The sequence below is a fragment of the Streptomyces gelaticus genome, from assembly GCF_014649535.1.
GTDB classification, from domain to species: Bacteria; Actinomycetota; Actinomycetes; order Streptomycetales; family Streptomycetaceae; genus Streptomyces; species Streptomyces gelaticus.
Genome location: NZ_BMTF01000010.1, coordinates 193,853 through 212,634, shown reverse-complemented (window position 1 = coordinate 212,634; position 18,782 = coordinate 193,853). Strand labels below are relative to the sequence as shown.

Annotated in this window: 13 protein-coding genes and 2 pseudogenes; 6 read left to right on the top strand and 9 right to left on the bottom strand. The window is 68.0% G+C overall.

What is annotated here, in order from left to right; all coding sequences use genetic code 11:
• Positions 1-45: 45 nt before the first annotated feature.
• From IE107_RS17410 to IE107_RS17400, 3 genes and pseudogenes are all read right to left on the bottom strand, one after another.
• A complete protein-coding gene (locus tag IE107_RS17410) occupies positions 46-1,632 on the bottom strand; it encodes an enolase C-terminal domain-like protein (RefSeq protein WP_189544680.1) in 1,587 nt (528 codons plus the stop codon).
• A gap of 221 nt (positions 1,633-1,853) precedes the next feature.
• Positions 1,854-2,561: pseudogene (locus IE107_RS17405) on the bottom strand (FAD-binding oxidoreductase); the annotation flags it as partial.
• Positions 2,558-4,342 (bottom strand): thiamine pyrophosphate-requiring protein, encoded by a 1,785-nt coding sequence (locus IE107_RS17400; RefSeq protein ID WP_189544678.1) that lies wholly within the window; start codon positions 4,340-4,342, stop codon positions 2,558-2,560. The pseudogene IE107_RS17405 and the gene IE107_RS17400, both read right to left, overlap by 4 nt.
• Positions 4,343-4,935: 593 nt before the next feature.
• On the opposite strand from IE107_RS17400, the gene IE107_RS17395 reads away from it, so the two are divergent.
• The 3 genes from IE107_RS17395 to IE107_RS17385 all read left to right on the top strand — a co-directional run bounded on the left by IE107_RS17395 (position 4,936) and on the right by IE107_RS17385 (position 6,948).
• Positions 4,936-5,475: a DUF488 domain-containing protein gene (locus IE107_RS17395; RefSeq protein ID WP_189544677.1), complete on the top strand. Its 540-nt coding sequence runs from the start codon at positions 4,936-4,938 to the stop codon at positions 5,473-5,475.
• Between the two features lie 151 nt (positions 5,476-5,626).
• Entirely contained in the window at positions 5,627-6,187 is a 561-nt protein-coding gene (locus tag IE107_RS17390; RefSeq protein WP_189544676.1) for a hemerythrin domain-containing protein, read from the top strand.
• Positions 6,188-6,429: 242 nt separating this feature from the next.
• A complete protein-coding gene (locus IE107_RS17385) occupies positions 6,430-6,948 on the top strand; it encodes a hypothetical protein (protein ID WP_189544675.1) in 519 nt (172 codons plus the stop codon).
• A 769-nt stretch (positions 6,949-7,717) separates the two neighbouring features.
• On the opposite strand, the gene IE107_RS17380 is transcribed toward IE107_RS17385, so the two are convergent.
• The 3 genes and pseudogenes from IE107_RS17380 to IE107_RS17375 all read right to left on the bottom strand — a co-directional run bounded on the left by IE107_RS17380 (position 7,718) and on the right by IE107_RS17375 (position 10,051).
• Positions 7,718-8,809 carry a glutamate--cysteine ligase gene (locus IE107_RS17380; protein ID WP_229867023.1) on the bottom strand — a complete coding sequence of 364 codons (1,092 nt, stop codon included), beginning with the start codon at positions 8,807-8,809 and terminating at the stop codon, positions 7,718-7,720.
• A gap of 256 nt (positions 8,810-9,065) precedes the next feature.
• Positions 9,066-9,262, bottom strand: a pseudogene (locus IE107_RS34960) (class II glutamine amidotransferase); the annotation flags it as partial.
• Positions 9,263-9,874: 612 nt separating this feature from the next.
• Entirely contained in the window at positions 9,875-10,051 is a 177-nt protein-coding gene (locus IE107_RS17375) for a hypothetical protein (RefSeq protein ID WP_189544673.1), read from the bottom strand.
• Positions 10,052-10,360: 309 nt separating this feature from the next.
• Between IE107_RS17375 and IE107_RS17370 the strand changes: the two genes are divergently transcribed.
• Complete coding sequence (locus tag IE107_RS17370; RefSeq protein WP_189544672.1) at positions 10,361-11,377, top strand: SDR family oxidoreductase; 1,017 nt, start codon at positions 10,361-10,363, stop codon at positions 11,375-11,377.
• A 368-nt stretch (positions 11,378-11,745) separates the two neighbouring features.
• On the opposite strand, the gene IE107_RS17365 is transcribed toward IE107_RS17370, so the two are convergent.
• The gene (locus IE107_RS17365; protein WP_189544671.1) at positions 11,746-12,303 is read right to left on the bottom strand and encodes a hemerythrin domain-containing protein; all 558 of its coding nucleotides are present in this window, start codon (positions 12,301-12,303) and stop codon (positions 11,746-11,748) included.
• A 135-nt stretch (positions 12,304-12,438) separates the two neighbouring features.
• Entirely contained in the window at positions 12,439-12,765 is a 327-nt protein-coding gene (locus tag IE107_RS17360; protein ID WP_189544670.1) for a plasmid stabilization protein, read from the bottom strand.
• Between the two features lie 750 nt (positions 12,766-13,515).
• Here IE107_RS17360 and IE107_RS17355 point away from each other — a divergent pair.
• The gene (locus IE107_RS17355; RefSeq protein ID WP_229867021.1) at positions 13,516-15,165 is read left to right on the top strand and encodes a complex I subunit 5 family protein; all 1,650 of its coding nucleotides are present in this window, start codon (positions 13,516-13,518) and stop codon (positions 15,163-15,165) included.
• 618 nt (positions 15,166-15,783) lie between these two features.
• Here IE107_RS17355 and IE107_RS17350 read toward each other — a convergent pair.
• Positions 15,784-16,056, bottom strand: a complete 273-nt coding sequence (locus IE107_RS17350) for a GlsB/YeaQ/YmgE family stress response membrane protein (RefSeq protein WP_189544668.1) — start codon at positions 16,054-16,056, stop codon at positions 15,784-15,786.
• A gap of 1,024 nt (positions 16,057-17,080) precedes the next feature.
• On the opposite strand from IE107_RS17350, the gene IE107_RS17345 reads away from it, so the two are divergent.
• Positions 17,081-17,857 carry an Fpg/Nei family DNA glycosylase gene (locus IE107_RS17345; RefSeq protein ID WP_189544667.1) on the top strand — a complete coding sequence of 259 codons (777 nt, stop codon included), beginning with the start codon at positions 17,081-17,083 and terminating at the stop codon, positions 17,855-17,857.
• The last annotated feature ends 925 nt before the right edge of the window (positions 17,858-18,782 follow it).

Genomic DNA, 18,782 nt, shown 5'->3' with positions numbered 1-18,782 from the left:
CTGCGGTTGGTGCTGACCTGGCATCCGGGGGCTTTGGCGGCTGGGCTACGGGCCGCTGGCGGGTTCGGCGCCGCTGGTGCGGGTGTGGCGTACGAGGACGTCGTAGCGCGGGGTCATGCTGTGCCCGGGGGCGCCATCCGCGCCGGGGCACAGTTCGCCGCCGGTGGGGTCGAGAGTGCCGTCGAAGAGGAGGTTCTCGATGCGGACATGGTCGTGGAACCATTCCAGATGGCGCAGGTTGGGGATGGTGGCTGCGGCGTGGGCGTGGACGTGCGGGGCGCAGTGGCCGGAGAGGTCCAGGCCATGGGACTGGGCGAGGGCGGCTGCGCGGAGCCAGACGGTGATGCCGCCACAGCGGGTGGCATCCGCCTGCAGGCAGTCGACAGTTGGGGCCATGGCGGCGAAGTAGGGGAGGGTGAAGCCGTACTCGCCGGCGGCGACGTCCGCTGCGGAGGCGGCGCGGACCCGGGCCAGGCCTGTGAGGTCGTCGGAGGAGACCGGTTCTTCGAACCAGCGGACGTCGAATTCCTGGAAGGTCTTGGCGAGGCGGATCGCCTGCTTGGCGGTGTAGGCGCCGTTGGCATCGACGTACAGCTCTGCATCGGGCCCGATGATCTGGCGGGTCTCCCGGATGCGGGTCAGGTCCCGGTCTTCGCGGGAGCCCCACTCCTCCCCGATCTTGATCTTGACGCGCGGAATGGCGCTCTGCTTGGTCCAGCCGCGCAGTTGCTTCTCCAGTTGCTGGCTGTCGTAGGTGGTGAAGCCACCGCTGCCGTAGACGGGCACCCCGTCTTGGACCCGTCCGAGCAGGTCGGCCAGTGGGAGATCGAGCAGCTTTGCCTTGAGGTCCCACAGCGCGATGTCGACGGCGGACAGGGCATAGCCCCCGATGCCGGGACGCCCGGCGTTGCGCAGCGCCCGGTGCATGGCTTCATTGGTGCCGGGCACGTCGAAGGCGCTGCGTCCGATGACGTGGTCGGCGAGCAGGTCGGTGATCACGCTTGCGCAGGCTGCTGCCCCGTAGGTCCAGCCGTAACCGTGAGTAGTTGTGGATTGCGCCTGGACGAGGACCATGGTGGTGCTGGTCCAGGTGGCGGTGCCGTCGGCTTCCGGGGCGTCGGTGGGAAAATCGAGGACCCACACCTGCAGGTTGTCGACGGTTGGCGTGGGCCAGGACGTCACGGCGTCTCGCCGCAGGAGCGCTGGGTGGTCATTTGTGCGAACCGCAGGAAGCCGACTGCGGCCCGGGCCGCCGGGGTGGCGGGGGGCGATCCGGGAGGTGCGGGGGGCAAAGAGGAGGCCGGCGGTGTAGCCGGTGGCAATCCACAGACCGGTGCAGATGGACCAGCTGTCCCACTTGCCGATCGCCCTGCGGGTTCCGGTGCCGCGCACCTCCTCCAGTTCCAGAGGTGCGCACATGCCCTGGGAATGGGGGAACGGTGCCCGCCGCGGGTTGGTGGAGGGTGCCCTGGTGATCAGGCGGCCGAACTGGTGGGTGGCCTGGACAGCGGCGCGGATGGCCGGCGCGGCGGCGTAGACACCGATGAGGCCGGGGTAGGCGGTGAGCGGGCGGTCGATGTGACCGAAGCATGCTCGGGCCTCGCGTTGGAGCCGCCCGTGCGGGGATGTCATGGTGCCCTCCGGGCGCGGTGGCGGGCGGAGTACCGCCTGTTCGGGGTGTTCAGCAGGCGGCGGTCCTTCGAGGGCCATGGCGAGAACTTCGGCCAGGTGCAGGGCTTGGCGTCCGGTGGTGGCCTGGTCGATCTGGGTGCGGCAGCTGAATCCGTCGGCGAGGACGAAGGGTTGTGCCCACATCGGGAGCCAGCCCATGGCGTAGTGGGAGGGCGGACGCAGCCCGACACCCGGCGCGGGATCTTCGGGTAGCCGCGCCGGATCTCGGCCAGATGGCGGCCGGCGATGTCCCGCAGCCCCTGGTACAGGTGGGCAGTGGGCCCGCCCTCGGCCACGATCCGTGTGAACTCCTCCTCATTGGCGGGGCCGGCCCAGAACCGGGTGCCCGCGTAGGTGAGGACCTCCAGACGGCCAATATTGTCGACGGTCTTGCCGTAGGCCTGGGCAGTAGCGCCGCAGCTGTTGTTGCCGATCAATCCGTCCAGCGAGCAGTGGCTGTGCGTGGACGGCTTCGGCCCGAACATAAGTGCGTACGGTGCGAGTTGTCGGTTGAGTTCGTCCAGGACAATGCCCGGCTCGACGACACAGGTCCGCGCCTGCGGGTCCACCGACAGCAGCCGGTTGCAGTGCTTCGTCCAGTCGATGACCACGGCCTCGTTGGTGCACTGTCCTCCGAGGCTTGTGCCGCCGCCGCGCAAAAGCACCGGGGCGGCGAATCGCGAGCAGACACCGACTGCGGCTGCACCGGCCTCGGTCGTGCGCGGTACCACGACCCCGAGCGGAACCTGCCGGTAGTTGGAACCGTCGGTGGCGTACGCACCACGGCTGCCGGCATCGAACCGGACTTCCCCGTCCACCTCCGCGCGCAGCGCGCGTTCCAGGGTCGGGAGGTCCAAATGCCTGGAACGGTCCGTGCCCTGCACGGTCAGTTCCTGCCGCCGGGCAGGAATTCTTGGATCTTCGCTTTGATTCCTTGGCGGACCACGGATCCGCGGTCGCTGTCGCCCCTGAGTACCGACAGAGCGGCGGCCTCGATTTGGTCCCACGACGCGTGGGGCGGGATGGGCGGCACCGCCGGATCGGTGCGGAAGTCGATGACGAACGGCTTCTCCGCCGCGAGAGCCCGACTCCACGCAGGCCCCACGTCCTCGGGCCGCTCCACCCGCACGCCGTCCAGGCCGAAGACTTGCGCGATGTCCGCATAACGCAGGTCCGGCAGGTTCTGCGAGGGCTCGAACTGCGGGGCCCCCTGCATCGCGCGCATTTCCCAGGTGACTTGGTTGAGGTCGTGGTTGTTCAGTACCGCCACCACGAGGCGAGGGTCGGACCACTCCTGGTAATACTTGGCGACGGTGATGAGCTCAGCCAGACCGTTCATCTGCATGGCGCCGTCGCCGACGATAGCGATCGCCGGACGTTCGGGTCTGGCGAACTTCGCGCCGATCACATATGGCACCCCGGGCCCCATCGTGGCCAGCGTGCCGGACAGGGAGCCGCGCATTGCGCTGCGCATCCGAAGATGCCGGGCGTACCAGTTCGCCGCTGACCCGGAGTCGGCCGCGAGCATGACGTCTTCGGGCAGCAGCGCGTCCAGCGCGTGGACCACGTACTCCGGGTTGAGCGGGTCTGCGGCGACCTCGGCTCGACGCTGCATCACCTCCCACCAACGCGCGGTGTTGTCCTCGATGGTCTTGCGCCACGTGCCGTGCGACTTGCGCTCCAGCAACGGAATCAGCCTGCGCAGCGTTTCGCCGGCGTCGCCGACGATGTTCGCCTCGAACGGGTAGCGCAAGCCCACCATGGACGGGTCGAGGTCGATCTGCACCGCCCGCGCCTGGTCGAACTCGGGCAGGAACTGGGTGTAGGGGAAGCTGGAACCGATGACGAGCAGTGTGTCGCAGTCACGCATCATCTCGTAGGACGGCCGGGTGCCGAGCAGCCCGATCGAACCGGTGACGTACGCCGGCGTGTCGGGCAGGACATCCTTGCCGAGCAAGGCCTTCGCCACCCCCGCAGCCAGCAGGTCGGCAACCTGCTCGACTTCCGGTCGGGCCGCACGGGCACCCTGCCCGACCAGCAGGGCGACCTTCTCACCGGCATTGAGGATCTCTGCTGCTTGCGCCAGCTCCTCGTCGGCTGGTACGGGGGCGTAGTGGGGGGCGCCGAGGCTGGAGGGGACCTGTTTGAAGGCGTGCGCAGGTGCCTCGTAGTCGAGTTCCTGCACGTCGGCCGGGATGATCACCGCAGTCACTGTGCGGCGCGTAGCGGCAACACGCATCGCCCGGTCAAGGACGTTCGGCAGCTGCTCGGGAACCGTGACCATCTCGCAGAATTCCGAAGCCACGCCCTTGTACAGGGTGAGCAGGTCGACTTCCTGCTGATAGGACCCACCCATCGCGCTGCGGTCGGTCTGCCCCACGATCGCGACCACCGGGACATGGTCGAGTTTGGCGTCGTAGAGACCGTTCAGCAGGTGGATCGCACCAGGGCCGGAGGTCGCCGCACACACCCCGGTGCGGCCGGAGAACTTGGCGTACCCGACCGCCTCGAAGGCGGCCATCTCCTCGTGCCTCGCCTGGATGAATCGTGGTGTGTCCTCGGCCCGGCCCCAGGCGGCGAGCAGGCCGTTGATGCCGTCCCCAGGGTAGGCGAAGACGTACTCGACGCCCCATTCCCGCAGGCGCTGCAACAGGTAGTCGGCAACCTTCATCGTCCTGCTCCTCCTGGTCCAGGCACTGCCCATCCGGCGCAATGTGATGCGTCCATTGATCGCGGCTCACTGCTGCCGGGTCCCGATACCGCACCCGGCCGGTGACACCGGCCGCACCGATGGGTGGGCACATCGGAAGTATCGCTGCGCGCATGCTCTTCGCCCGGGCAGGCGTGCCCAAGGGCGCGTTGTCGATAGCTCGCCTGGGGGCACGTACTACGGTTGCGCGGGCCGGCGATGCGCTGCCCGAGGCTGGAAAACGCAAGCGCACGAGCTCGTCCTGTGACCGACAGGCTCGTCGTCCGCGACCAGGAATCCGTCCCAACGCCGTCGGCCCCTGACCGGCTGCTCATCGCGGGAGGTCGATGGTGGCGGATACCTGTGGTTCGTGCCTTGTGCCGCGCAGATGCCTCCGATGGCATCGCGCTCTTGATCGTTCGCGCCGCCTGACTTGACAGCCTGCGAGCACGATCGCCGGCAACGCTGCTTCATCCCCACCCGTGCCAGTCCCGCGCACCGCTTTTGCTCAGGGCGGACAATGACAAAGGAGTGCTCACCTGCTGGCTTCAGGTCTACTTCGGTGAGAGGTTGTGATGGCCGCGCTCGAACTGATCACCTTCGGCCACGGCACCTCCGGCCGTGAGGAGCTGTGCCGACTTCTGCACGGTGCCGGCGTGGCGGCGGTCGTGGACGTGCGGACCGCCCCAGGAAGCCGCCACAATCCGGACACCAACCGCGAGCGTATCCAGCAGTGGCTGCCCACGGCAGGCGTTTCCTACCGGTGGGAGACGCATCTGGGAGGCTTCCGGAAACCACTGCCCGACTCGCCCGATGTTGTCTGGCGCAACGCCTCCTTCCGGAACTACGCCGGATACGCCCGCGATCCTCGGTTCGTCGCCGCGATGGACCAGCTGCTTCGGGAGGCAGAGCATCAACGCACTGCGGTCATGTGCGCGGAGGCGATGTGGTGGCGTTGCCACCGCAGGATCATCGCCGACTACACCCAGGTGGCCCGGAAGGTGCCCGTTTTGCACCTGATGCCGGATGGCCGTCTTCGACCGCACACTCCGACCCCTGGGGCCCGGCTGCGCGAGGACGGCCTCATCGTCTACGACTGCCCGCCCGTCGGCTGAACAGCCGGTTCCGCCCTTCAGAGCCGATCAGGCCACCGGTGTGATCCGTTCGCGTGGGCAGGTGGCGACGAGGCGACGCGGGCGGCGGCCGCAGGGTACCCCTCTCCTTCGGTCGTGGCACTCGGCCCGGCCCGCAGGAGAGGTGGACAGCATGGGACACGGCGGAAACGTCATCGACGAATTGATGACTGACCACCGCGAGGTGGAGCAGATGTTCGGCCGGATCCAGGCGATGCCCGGCAGCGGCCAACAGCTGCGTGACCTCGTGGACGAAGTCACCATCGAGCTGGTGCGGCATTCAGTGGCCGAGGAACAGTACCTGTACCCAGCCGTGCGCGAGTACATCCACGGCGGTGACCAGCTGGCGGACAAGGAGATCGAGGATCACGACCGGGTCGAGAAGATCCTCAAGCAACTGGAGAAGATGAGCACCGGCGATGCGCAGATGAGCCCGGTCCTTCAGCAGTTGATGGACGAGGTCGCCGCCCATGTCCAGGACGAGGAGAACAACCTCTTCCCGAAGCTGCGCCAGGTCTGCACCGCCGAGCAGCTGGATGACCTCGGTGACAAGATCCGCAGGGCCAAGTCCATGGCCCCCACCCGCCCCCATCCTTCTGCGCCCAGCGCCCCGACAGCCAGCAAGCTGCTCGCGCCGGGGGCCGGGCTGGTCGACCGGGCTCGTGATTTCGTCACCGGCCGCGGCAAGTCCTGAATCCAAACGGCCTGCCGCGCGCGTGAGCGAGGGCCCCTGCGGCCTGCGGCCTGGGGCCGCCGGACCGTGTGCGGTCCTGCAGCCCCGGGTGCCCGCCCGAACAGGACGTGACGCGGGTCATGCCGACGACTGTGCCAGCCTGCCTACACTGATCGGCACGAGCGGGGCAACGCGGCTCCGCGCCGACAGCTCCCAGCCCGATTTGCGTGCCTGGTCGAGCCCGCCCTGAGAAACCGATCGCCGTGCCCACCGACCTGACACCCGTTATAGCCGCCGCCACACGTTGGCTCTCGACCGCCTACCCACCACCTTCAGGCGCGCTCAACAGAGCGCTGGCCCAGGCTCAGGCCCACCAGGCCGCGACCCTCGCCGCCTTTCTGCGCTACCCCACCGACCTCGACGTTCAGCTGCTCCACCTGCTGGCCCCCAGCGGGTCCGAACGGCTGGACCGGCTCACCGGCAGTGCCCACTACTCCGACGACACCGATACCGCCTGGCGGACCTGGGTCGACGAGACCGTCGTCAGCTGGGCCGCCTGCCTCCTGGCCGACCCCGTCCTGGCCGCCCGCGCCCACCAGGCTCTTACCGCAACCGAGCACTACGCTCAGGCCGGCCACCTTCAGCGACTGATCCACCCCGGCCCCCGCGACACCGACGCCGCCGCCCTGCTGCGCCATCCCGACCTGCTCGAAGGCATCGCCGCTCTGCACCGGCTTCAGCTCGTAGAGCTGCTGGACGTAAAGGGTGCCGGACGTTCGTAGAGCGGAGGCCGCCAGCAGTCCGCTGCTCCAACGGTTCAGCCGGTCGGGCAGGGAGACCTCCCCGACCAGGGTCAAGGGAGGAACAGCCACTCGGCTTTCCTCTGCCTGGTTCAGGGCCTGATGGACGCGCCGGCGCCAGTCCTACGAGCCCCAGCCCCGCAGCACATCCCGAACATGGTGATGGTCAGCGACCGACCTGCCGAAGCCACCGACCGGGCCGTCCCCGGCCACGGGGAGAGTGACCTCATCATCGGCAATAGGCAGCAGCAGACATCCCTCCAGGCCCCCGACGGGCATGGCCGGGAGCGGCCCGGCGCGCCGGGAAGTGGGCTGTCCCGGTCTCGATCGGGGCAGCGCGCGACCGGGCCGCCGCCCGTGCATCCGATCCTCGTGCGGGACGGCGGTGATCGCATCACGAAGAGGTGCGCCCGGGGAGGTGAGTGCCAAGGCTTCTCTCGTGCGGATGGCGCGGTTATTGCGTCCAGTGTGTGTTGTCTGTGTGCTTGCGCTCTCTCCACGAGGGGTGCGCCGGTTCCCTCTCCCGCCGGCGTCCCGAGCAACGCCTTTGCCCTCCGCGACTGCGACGGCGCTCTCTTCACTGTGTGCGACACCTGACGACGTCCGGGCTCCCCGGCTCGGCGGCACCACTTCTTCGCTCCGGGAGGCCCGGTGAACAGCGGACGACAAGCAGAACCTCCCGGACGTCCTCCGCCGCACGGGCGGGCGCCGGACCGTGCGGTGACAGACAGGGGCGCCCCAGGTCCGCCTCCTATCCGCGGCTGAGGCGGACGCACTCACCCACCATGGCCCGCAGGCTGCCCGTACGACGCAGCAGTTCACGCTGCGTCCGGGCGCCTGTTCCGCGCGCCGAGAGCGATCGCAGCGCCTCTTCCGCCCGGTCGAGGTCTCCGTAGTCAGTCAGGGCCTCGCGGACATGCTCCAGTAGCGCGCCCACCACTTCCGGAGCCGGCCGCGGACGCATCGTGCGCGGGTGGAGCAGAAGGCCCTCCAGCCCCCACCGTGCCGCCTGCCAGTCCGCCAACCGCAGGATTCCGGCGCCGAAACGGGCCGGGGGTTCACCCACCCGCCACTGGCGGGCCGCCGTTTCGACGAGTCCGCGGGCCAGACAGGCGAGAAGAACCGTGTCCGCGGGGTCGAGGCAGACGTCCGCGACCCGCAGTTCTACCGTGGGGTACCGGTGCGACAACCGCGCGTCGAAGTACACCATCCCCTCGTCCAGGAGCACCTGCGTCGCAAGGAGATCCCGCACCTGCGTGTGGTAGCGCTCGGCACTGCCGAACACCTCGACCGGGCCGGCCGACGGCCAGCGGTTCCAGACCCTGCTCCGGTAGCTGTTGTACGAGCTGTCGTTCCCTTGCCAGAAAGGGGAGTTCGCGCTCAGGGCCAGAAGCACCGAAAGCCACGGCCGCGCACGGTCCAGTACACCGACTCCTTCGTCGTCCGATTCCACGGCCACATGAACATGGCAACCGCAGGTGAGTTGTTCTTGCGCGGTCAGGCCGAATTCCCCTTCCAACCACCGGTATCGCTCGCCCGCACAGATCGACGGCGCCACGGGCAACGGCGAGGTGGCCAGAGCGGCGACGGCTGCACCCGACTCCGCGGCGCGTTGGGCAACCTCGCTGCGCGAACGAACGATTTCATCCGCCAATGCGTCCATTGCTGCCTGCGGAGTGGTGGCGAACTCCAGTTGCTGCCGGTGCAGTTCCGCTTCGAAGGCCGGACCGTCCCGCCCTCGCCCGTCGGCCCTGGCCAGTACCGCCGCCGACAGGGCTAGGGGCTCGCCCTTCCGCGCGTCAACGAGGAGAAGCTCTTCCTCGACGCCCACGGTTCGCACCACGCCATACCCCCCGCTCGCAGAGGCCTGCTTCAAGGATGTGCCCAAACCGCGCGCGACGCCTCTCCTGTGCCTGAGCCCGCCCGTCTGGGGGAGGTGAAAGACGCGGCCGACGGCCACCGGCTCGAAGGGAAGAAGCTTGTCGCTGCCGGACTGCATCCGTCCGTCCAACGGCTCGGAAACGTGTCTTCATGCCTCTCCTGGAGCGGGTACTCGGCACCGGGCCGACGCCCGCACATGGGTGGCAGTCTCCCAGAAAGTTGCGGTTGTTCCAGGCCGGACCCGTGTCGGGAATTACCGCCGGTGTCTGGGCGTCGGGCCCGTACCAGCAGACGCCGAAGCCGTGGCCATTTGTCGTCTCGACTCCCATGCGTGAATGCAGGATCGGGTCGATGCAGTGTGCAGAAGGTCACCGAGCAGCACTGGCTGTCCCGAGTAGGCAAGCCACCGGCACATGACTCCACCTTTCCGGCACGCGTACGAACCTCCCGAGCATGTTGGCGGCCCCTGTCCACGCTCCTTCCCCAGCCGCTCTGCCCTGTTCGGGGGGCGGGCTGGTCCATCGGAGGCAACCACGCCGCTGGACACGCTCACGAATCGCGCCAGGAGGGGGCGCTGCTTCTGTGGGGCGCCGCGATCGGCTGCGCCCCGGTTGGTAGGCCGGATTGCACAAGTAGGCTGGACGGGGTGGCCGTCGTCAAATGCCGGAAGCGAAGACGGCGCTATCGCAGTCGCGGATGGCGAAGGCGCTGTTCGGGGCGTCGGCGGGAGAGGGAACCGGCGAGGATTCGCCCCCGGCCATGACGGCGGCCACCGCGGCCCGCTTGCTGTCCCACCCGAGCAAGCCGACGTTTCACCGAGACTTCAGCCCCGGTCGGGGCCGTCGCCGCGCGGTCGACTATGGCCAGGTCCAGGCGAAAACATTACGCAGAAGATGGCGGCATGTGTGGGCGAATGGCGCCCGAGCGCAACCTGCCGTAATTGCTGGGGCGCATGAAGCCGATTGGCCCCAAACGGTCGCGGTAGTGCCGCACGAGCACCGACGACCCGGCCGACTCCTTTCCCGACCTATATCAGCGGCACCACGATCGCGACCACCAGCACGATGACGACGACCACGACGATCCACACCCACGGAGACCGGTGCCTGGGAGACGGATCCTCGGGGCCGCCGCCACGGGGCCGGTCCTCGGGCAGCTTGGCGTTTTCCGGCCGGTCACGTCGGTAGAATTCGGAGTCGGACATGGGAGAGCCCTCCTCTCGATTGGCATCCCGTCGTGGGACGCCCCACGTCCCAATAATCCCACTTCGGCTCGCGGAGCACGGCTGAAGGGCCCCGATCGGCTATTGCGGTACGTTCTGCGCCCGACGGCAGGGATGCGTGTGGGAGCGGGTAGTCGAGAATCGCGTCCGCGACGAAAGGTTGTGTGGCTCGATCGTGCAGCCGCCGGACCTCCCGCCAAGAGCAGGGGGGCGGGTCCACCACCGGGCTCTGACCCCAGTCCCGGGACTGGCGTGGAACGCGTGCCCCGTCGTCGTGAAGGAGGTACTTCTATGCCCAGGACGGTGGTCGTCACCGGAGCGAGCGCTGGCGTCGGGCGTGCCACCGCTCGTGAGTTTGCCCGCAGGGGCGACCGGGTCGGGCTCATCGCGCGAGGGCTGACAGGGTTGAACGCCGCGGCGGACGAAGTGCGAGAACTGGGAGCCGAGGCGCTCGTCGTCCCGGCGGACACGGCCGATCCTGCCGCCGTACACGCTGCGGCCGAGCAAGTAGAGAGCCTCCTCGGTCCAATCGACGTGTGGGTCAATGTGGCCTTCACATCGGTGTTCGCGCCGTTCACCGAGATCAGCCCGGAGGAGTACCGGCGCGTCACTGTGGTCAGCTACCTCGGATATGTGAACGGCACACGCGAGGCACTGACGCGGATGTTGCCCCGGGACAGGGGCACGATCGTGCAGGTGGGGTCCGCGCTGGGCGCGCGTTCCGTCCCACTGCAGTCGGCGTACTGCGGGGCCAAACACGCCGTGAACGGATTTACGTCCTCGGTCCGGACCGAACTCATGCATCAGAGGAGCAGAGTACGGATCACCGTGGTGCAACTGCCGGCGATCAACACGCCGCAGTTCTCATGGAATCTGTCCCGTCTGTCCAGACACCCCCAGCCGGTCCCTCCCATCTACCAGCCGGAGGTTGCCGCCCGCGCCGTGGCGTACGCGGCAGATCGCCCACGACGCAAGCAGTACTTCGTGGGCGCGTCAACTGTGGGTACCATCCTGGCCGACAAGTTCGCCGCCGGACTCCTGGACCGCTATCTCGCGCACACTGGCTACGACTCGCAGCAGACCGGCGAGCCCGTCCAGGCCCATCGGCCCGACAATCTCTGGCGGCCGCTGGACGGAGAGGGCGAAGCCGCGCGCGACTACGGTGCCCACGGCGTGTTCGACGACAGGGCACACGGTCGTTCCGCGCAGATGTGGCTGTCCCGTCACGCCAGACCGGTCTGGTCCGCTTCATTGCTTGCCGTCAGCGGGGTGGCCCTGCGCGTATGGAGGAGGAACCGACGCTCCTGAGCTCCCGGCGACCGACACGGCGAAACAGCTGCCTCCTGTACTGGCGACTGTCCAGCGGATGCTGTCGGGATACGGCGTCACAAACTGCCTCTCCCTTCGTACACGCGCCGGTGCACCGCGTCCCTGATCCGAGGGCCCAATTTGTTTGGTCGAGCCGGGTGAGGATGACCGGCACGGCGGATCGGGATCGGCCACGATACGGCGGAACGTGGACGCGGACATCACACGGGCCGCCGAGGTTGGGCTGGGGTCCGCAGCACCGATGTTCAACCCGTTCAACCAGCAACCGTGGACGGGCCCCCAGCCGTCCATGGATTGCGCCGGACGAACTTATCGACAAACTTGTCGGGGCGACTGAGTAGAGCCAGTCATTCGCCGCGGCCGGTGATGAAGTCGCGTACACGGTCGACCAGCCCCAGCCCCGGAGAGAGGATCTTGCTGGCCAGTGCAGAGCTCGGGGCGCCAGGGTGCGGGCGAGTGGGCGCCGTCTCCTTCGCCATACGGACCTCCTGCCCCAAAAGATCCAGAACTTCCGGACCACAGGCCGCTCGGAGCTGAATGAACAGATTGCTTTCCTCGTCCCGGACGTGTGCGCGGACCTCGGTACGGAGCTTGACGAACAGATGGATGAGCTCAGGATCGTCCGCATCCAACCCCTCAAGGTCTTTCAGCAGCCGCTCGACACGGAGGTGGTCCGCAAGCTCCTTGTCGACCAGTGCATCGCCGTCTGGCACGTGCTTTCGCACCGCGGGATACAGGTGCTGCTCCTCTGCGACTGCGTGCCGAACCAGCTCAATGGTCAGTTGGTCGAGCAACCGTCTGCGCTCCGGACCTCGTGTCGGAACGGCTTCGATCCGGTCGAATAGTTCGTCCGCCTCACGGTGGTCGGCCGTCAGCTCCTCGATGACATCGCCGCCATGCCGCATGATGCATACCCTTCAGGTCCAGACGCGCGCTCGCACCGGACGCGCGCATCGCAATCCCGGCCGCAGAAGATCTATCCGTCGTCTCTTCACCCGCCGCTGGCCGGCCCAGAACGCTGCTCGGCGGGCCGTACGATGTCAATGCCCGAGTGCTTTGCGCAGCTCCTCCTTGTTCATCGTCGAGCGGCCCTCGATGTGCTTCTTCTTCGCTTCTTCGTAGAGCTGGTCCTTCGTGGGCCCCTGAGAGCCACGATGGGATCGCTCACCGCCGCGCTGTGAGGCGGACTTCGGATCACGCGTCGAGGTCTTGCTGGCCGTTTCGGCCTCCCCGGATCGGGCCCGTTCCTTGTTGACCGTGCGCGCGGCAAGCTCCTTCGCACGCTCCTCGGAGGCACCGCGCTTTTGCGCACTCTCCTTGATGTGCTCGTACTGCCTCTCCCGTTTGCGACTCGAACCTGCAGGCATCGAGCTCTCCTCTTCTCGTGTCTGAATCTGGCGTACGGAGGTTTGCGAGGAGGTTCCTACGCCCGGCGCGCTATCGCTTTCCGGGACCTCCGCATACACACTCCACCCCTACACCCACCACACCCCCCATGCCACCCGGGACAGAACGGGGACACACGGGCACTCGCGGAGGAGCGGCTGAGACACTGCTGACGGGTCAAGCACGGCAGGCCCACCCCATCTCTCACTGCTGCGTGATGGCGGCGAAGCCCCGCTGGCCAGGGCTGGGAACAGGAGCCGGGCGCTTCTTGTGTCCATGCCGACGGGCGGCATGCGTGCTCCTGGAAGTACCAGGAGATGTTCGGCGAGTGCGGTCAGCTCGGTGACCTGGATGACGAGCGCTGTACCTGCTGCCTGCCCGGAGGGGTAGAGAGCCGTTCCCACCCCGTCCGCAACGAGCGCTGGCGCCGACATCCTTCAACAGGCTCCCCACGGCCGGTCCGCGTCTGGGCGACAGTAAATCTCGCCCACACGGGGGAGCAGGGTTCCGTCCGTTGGCTCCACCGTGGCCGGCCCCTCGTACACTTCCCGGTCTGCCCCGGGGCTGGGGTCTCGCGCAGCGACGGCAGCTGCATCACTCACCGCTCGCCGTGCTGTCCCGGTTGGCGGGCGGGGTGTTGGAGGCGTATGGGTGGAATGCAGGCGGCGGCCCGCCTCCCGGGCTGCCACGTCGGGCGTCGGCGTGAACAGCGACATCGGAGGGAGGCGCTATTGAGATCATTATCGCGATCGCCCTCGTGCGCTCAGTGTGGGGAGGCAGTTCGCCATCAGTACCTGCGCGACTGCTTCCGGCCGGAGCACGAGCTCGCACTGCTGGTCGCTGTCCTCGTCCTCGCGGTCGTCATCTACTCCTGGCGTTACTTCGACGAACCCACCGGCAAACACGCCGGGGTGTTCCCGGCGCTGATCCTGCTGTTCGAAGCCGGTATGGCCGGCTTCGCCCTCACCGGTGACCTGTTCAACGCCTTCGTTTTCTTCGAGCTCATGGGCGCCGCCGCCTACGCGCTGACCGGCTATCGCATCGAGGACCCCCGCCCCCTTCATGGGGCCCTCACCTTCGGCATCGTCAACTCCTTCGCCGCATACTGCTCCCTGCTCGGCATCGGCCTTCTCTATGCCCGCACCGGCGAGCTCAACCTCGCCCGCCTCGGCCAGCACCTCGCCAACCACCGCACCGACCTTCTGACAGTGGTCGCGTTCGTCCTCGTCGTCACGGCGCTGCTGGTGAAGGCCGCCGTCGTGCCATTCCACTTCTGGCTGCCCGACGCCCACGCCGTCGCCCCCACCTCCGTGTGCATGCTGATGTCCGGAGTCATGGTCGAAATCGGCGTCTATGGCACCGCCCGCGTCTACTGGACCGTATTCGCCGGACCCGGCGGCATCCCCCACGAGACGTTCCGCACCACGTTCAGCGTGCTCGGCGTGGTCACCGCGCTGCTCGGAGCCCTGATGTGCTGGCAACAGCGGCACCTCAAGCGGCTGCTCGCCTTCTCCACCATCAGCCATGTCGGTCTGTTCCTGATTGGCATCGCCCTGCTCACCCCCGACGGCGTCACCGGCACCGCGCTCTACGTCGCAAGCCACGGTCTGGTGAAGGCCGCCTTGTTCGGCCTCACCGGTGTCCTGCTGGGCCGCTACGGATCCGTCGATGAGTACGGCCTGCACGGCAAAGCTCGCGATCAGCGCCTGGTCGGCGCCCTGTTCCTCACCGGCGCGCTGGCCCTGGCCGGCCTGCCGGCCTTCGGTACCGGCCTGGGTAAAGCACTGACCGAGGACGCCGCCGGGCACCTCCAGGGGTGGCTGCCAGCCGTCTTCGTCGTGGCCTCCGCCATGACCGGCGGCGCCGCCTTGCGCGCGGCCCTGCGCATCTTCTGGGGCGTCGGGCCCATTCCCCGGGCCCGGCCGGCAGAGGAGGAGACCACTGGGGAAGGCGAGGAACCGGAGATTCGTGATACCAAGCGGACCCTTCCGCCCGTCATGCTCGCCGTCCCCGCCGCCCTGCTCGGCCTCAGCCTCCTGCTGGGCTGCCTGCCAGCCGTCGCCACCGCCCTCGCCCACGGTGCGGACACCTTCACCGACCCGGCCGGCTACGTCGCAGCCGTCAGCTCCTCGCCGAGCCCCGCCGTGGCGAGAACTGCGGTCGTCGGCTGGACCGGCAGCGGTGTCGTCCTTGGCGTGCTGTCCACAGGTCTGGCCTGCCTCCTCGCTGCCACGGCTGCCCGGCGGCACACCCCTGCCCGCCCGACCGTTTCCGCCCTGCGGGCACTGTGCCGGCTGCACTCCGGACACCTCGGCGACTACCTCGCCTGGCTCGCCCTCGGCGTGGCGCTGCTCTGCGCCGCCATCGCCACCCAGACATGACCGCACTGGACCGGGCCGTACCAGCCGTGGCGGAATGACCTCCTGCGCTCCAGCGGCGGGGTGGCAGGTGAGGAGAAGCCGGAGTGCGCTCCTGCTCTCCCTCGGCAAGTCGTCGTGATGATGTTCTGACCGATGGAGATCAGCGACGAGGCCGTCTGGCTTCGCAAGGACGAGGTTGTACTTCGAGGCTGATGCGCAAGCCGCGGGGGATTGGTGTTTCCGCGGCCGAGCATTGCGGTGGGTGTCTGGCCTCCTCTCTCCGCGTCCTGGCTGCAGATCGCGCCCACCGCTGTTTCAGTCCGAGCGCGCACATCACGGAGTCGCCGCTACCACGTGGCCAGTCTGACGACAAGGAGTCGTCGAGCTCAATTCGACGCCGTGCGGAACCTCCGACGACGTTGTCCGCGCTATCGGCGATGCCACCTGCAGCCGATCCTGCCACCGGCGTCACGGTCAATTTGTGAGCTCACGTGCCCGGGCCACCGGCAGACGGTGCCACATGCGCCAGCGACAGCGCAGCCACTGGTGCGCTTCCCGCGAGGTTCTCGATGCCTCCGAAGTATGTGGTTCAGGGCCGCACGAACGAGGGATCTGCGGCGACGCCGTCGCCCAGGCGCCTCAGTGGGAGGTGCGTCGCCGTCCTGCGATGAGCCGGTAGATGGCCAGGACGATGACGGATCCGGCGACGGCGGCGATCCACGTCGAGAGATGGAAGAAGCCGTTGATCGAGTGCACGCCGAAGATGACTTTTCCCAGCCAGCCGCCGAGAAGGCCGCCGGCGATGCCGATCAGCATTGTGATCAGGCAGCCCCCCGGGTCCTTGCCCGGCATCAATGCCTTTGCGATCGCACCGGCGAGCAACCCGATCAAGATCCATGCAATGATGCCCATAATGCGCCACCTTTTCACCCAGACGCCGTTGCCCGCCGTCCCCTCTTGTTCCACAGCCACAACGACGACTACGCCGGACAACACCTAGCATCCGCCTGCGGCTGCCCGGCATCACTTTGAGTTCTGCTTCATCACTGGGGATCTGGAAGATGCCGCCTACGGCAAAGTCCGGGTCGCCACGGCGAGCGCGGGGGAGCGCCTGGTCTCCGTCCACGCCGATCCGAGCCTCGGCAGCTTGCAGGCACCCAACGAGCTCCGCACATGGGCCCGCACCGCCTTCACACGATCGCCGGTGCGACAGCCAGTTCCCTTGTGAGCCCGAACGCAGGGCTTCTGACCCATCTGGCCGATAGGGGTTTTGGGTGGGCCTATGTGAGCTGCTTAGCTTGCGCTGCCACCTGGGCGCGGTTTCCTCAGTCAGTGGGGCTGCGCCCGGGCGGTAATCCGCCCTCTCGGGGAGAGGGCGGATTACTCCGGGCCATCAAAAACGACCATCTGATCATTGATCGTGACCGCCGGGCCGCCGGACGAGGAAGGGCGGTGCAGGACCCTCAGGGGGGCGCGGGGCGGCGGCCGGCGCTTCCGGCTGGCCCAGGTGCGAATGGTCTGCTCCGGCGTGAGGATCGAGGTATGGCTGGCGGCGACCCGGATGTGTCTCCTGGCGGCGGCCTGGGCCCCGCGCCACCGCCCAGCAGAGGTCTAGGGAGGCATGCATTCCCACCACCTTCCGGACTGGTGCGATCTCGTTGGCCTGGTGACGATCCCCCGCTTCGAAGGGGCGTTCCCAAGCCCGAAGCCTCAGCGGCAACCGCCGTGACCGTGCACGAGGTCGAGGATCCCGGCATCGATGCAGCTTCGCCATTGAAGCGATCGCCGGATGCCTGGACGTCAACCCCCGAAGGACTGAGGCGCCGTGCCGCGCAGCGGCGAATCGAGGACATCGGGTGACACCGTACCGATACGCCCGGCTGCTCTTCGGCCGGGTGCGCCACACTCCCGCACGACAGAGAGTCGCGGAGGGATGATGCCCGAACTGCCGGACGTCGAAGGATTCCGTCAGGTGCTGATTGCTTGTGGTCGACGGTGTGTCACGGATATCGAGGTGCGTGACGCGGGGGTGCTGCGGGGTGTCACTGAGCATCGGCTGCGGAAGGAAGGCGAGGGGAGGCGGCTCGGGAGGGCCTGGCGGCACGGCAAATGGTTGTTCGCGCCTACGGACGGTGGCCCGACCTTCGTCTTCCACTTCGGCATGACGGGATCGCTGCGGTGCTGTTCTCCCGACGAGCCGTTCGTACCACATGACCGCCTCGTGCTGACCCTCGACGATATGCGTAGCCTGCGCTTCCGTGATCAACGCAAGCTTCAGGGAGTGCAGTTGGCCGATGAAGCGACTGTCGACCGAATTCTGGGCCGGCTGGGGCCCGATGCCCTGGCCGTGGACAGGGCGGAGCTGAAGGAACTGCTGTCCGGACGGCGGGGTGCCGTTAAGAGTGCGCTGATGGACCAGTCCGTGATCGCGGGTCTCGGCAATCTCCTGTGTGACGAGATCCTCTGGCGGGCCCGCGTTGCGCCTCGTACTCCGGCGCGGGGCTTGAGCGGGACGGCGTACCGGCGTCTCCACGCGGCGATGGGTTGGGTCCTGCGTACCTCTGTGAGCGCCGGGTGCGTGCCGCCGCGGCGCTCCTGGCTCACGGGACGCAGGCACGACAGCGAGCCGCTGTGCCCCCGCTGCGGTCGGCCCTTGTGCTCCGGTCGTGTCGCCGGACGCCGCACAGTCTGGTGCCCGCACTGCCAATCATGAACGGTGCTCTGAGCTGGGTCCGGGGGATGGGCCGGTGACCGGGTTGTCCCGGAGCTCGTCGAGACCCAGGGGAACGGTGGCCGTCCGCATGACCGATATGTCACCGGCTCCGGAGAACTTCGGGCAGTCCGACCAGGACGGCAGCCCAGCCGTGATTTCCAGTGCCTCGCCGAGGCTCCGGGCCAACCAAACCGGCCTGTCCCTCAGAGCTGGCGTACAGCAGGGCCGATCCGTGCGGTCGTCACCGCAGAGGAAGAACGCCCCGCCGGTGAGGTCGTCGGCCACACCTTCCAGGGCAAGCCCGGACGACAGCCGGACCGGCTCGCCGTGATCGTCACGTGAGAAAACAAACTTGGAAACTTCCCATAGCAGCTCCGCAAGAGCAGAGTCCCGCCTGATCCCCTCTGCATCCCGCAGCGGCACGGGGCACAAGAACCAGTCCCACGGCCTCCGACAGGCGGCGCCGCCCAGGGCGGGCCGTGATCGTCTGTGGCGTCGAGACAGGTGGCTGGTCGTCGGTCCGCCGGGAGGGCCGTGAGTGGCCGTCGTGAGCCCCATGACACCCGGTTCCTCGCAGTGGTACTTCGTAGCCCGTCAGCGGATTTGCCCGCCGGGCCGCTCCGTTCCGGTAGCCAGTTGACCTCTCACCCCTTTCCTGTTACCCGAGGAGTCCCATGTCCCGTCTTCGTGCCCTGGGCGGACCTGCCGCAGTCACCCTCGTCGTCGCAGGAGCCGTTCCCTCTCTCGCTCTGCCGCCGCCGAGGCGAGCGCCGCGCACGGCGCCTCCACCAGTCTCGGGTGAGCCTGGCCGCACACAACGGTGATGTGATCGGCTCGGAGCCGGGTGACGTTGGCTCGGCGGCAAGTCCGAGGTGGTGCTTGATGTAGATAGCGGTCTCGGTCGCGGTCATGCCGTGCATCGTGT

Bases quoted from the DNA above. Each gene is read 5' to 3' on its own strand.
- IE107_RS17375 (WP_189544673.1), bottom strand. From the start codon at position 10,051: ATGTCCGACTCCGAATTCTACCGACGTGACCGGCCGGAAAACGCCAAG.
- IE107_RS17345 (WP_189544667.1), top strand. From the start codon at position 17,081: ATGCCCGAACTGCCGGACGTCGAAGGATTCCGTCAGGTGCTGATTGCT.
- IE107_RS17390 (WP_189544676.1), top strand. From the start codon at position 5,627: ATGGGACACGGCGGAAACGTCATCGACGAATTGATGACTGACCACCGC.
- IE107_RS17360 (WP_189544670.1), bottom strand. From the start codon at position 12,765: ATGCCTGCAGGTTCGAGTCGCAAACGGGAGAGGCAGTACGAGCACATC.
- IE107_RS17350 (WP_189544668.1), bottom strand. From the start codon at position 16,056: ATGGGCATCATTGCATGGATCTTGATCGGGTTGCTCGCCGGTGCGATC.
- IE107_RS17370 (WP_189544672.1), top strand. From the start codon at position 10,361: ATGCCCAGGACGGTGGTCGTCACCGGAGCGAGCGCTGGCGTCGGGCGT.
- IE107_RS17395 (WP_189544677.1), top strand. From the start codon at position 4,936: ATGGCCGCGCTCGAACTGATCACCTTCGGCCACGGCACCTCCGGCCGT.
- IE107_RS17410 (WP_189544680.1), bottom strand. From the start codon at position 1,632: ATGACATCCCCGCACGGGCGGCTCCAACGCGAGGCCCGAGCATGCTTC.
- IE107_RS17365 (WP_189544671.1), bottom strand. From the start codon at position 12,303: ATGCGGCATGGCGGCGATGTCATCGAGGAGCTGACGGCCGACCACCGT.
- IE107_RS17400 (WP_189544678.1), bottom strand. From the start codon at position 4,342: ATGAAGGTTGCCGACTACCTGTTGCAGCGCCTGCGGGAATGGGGCGTC.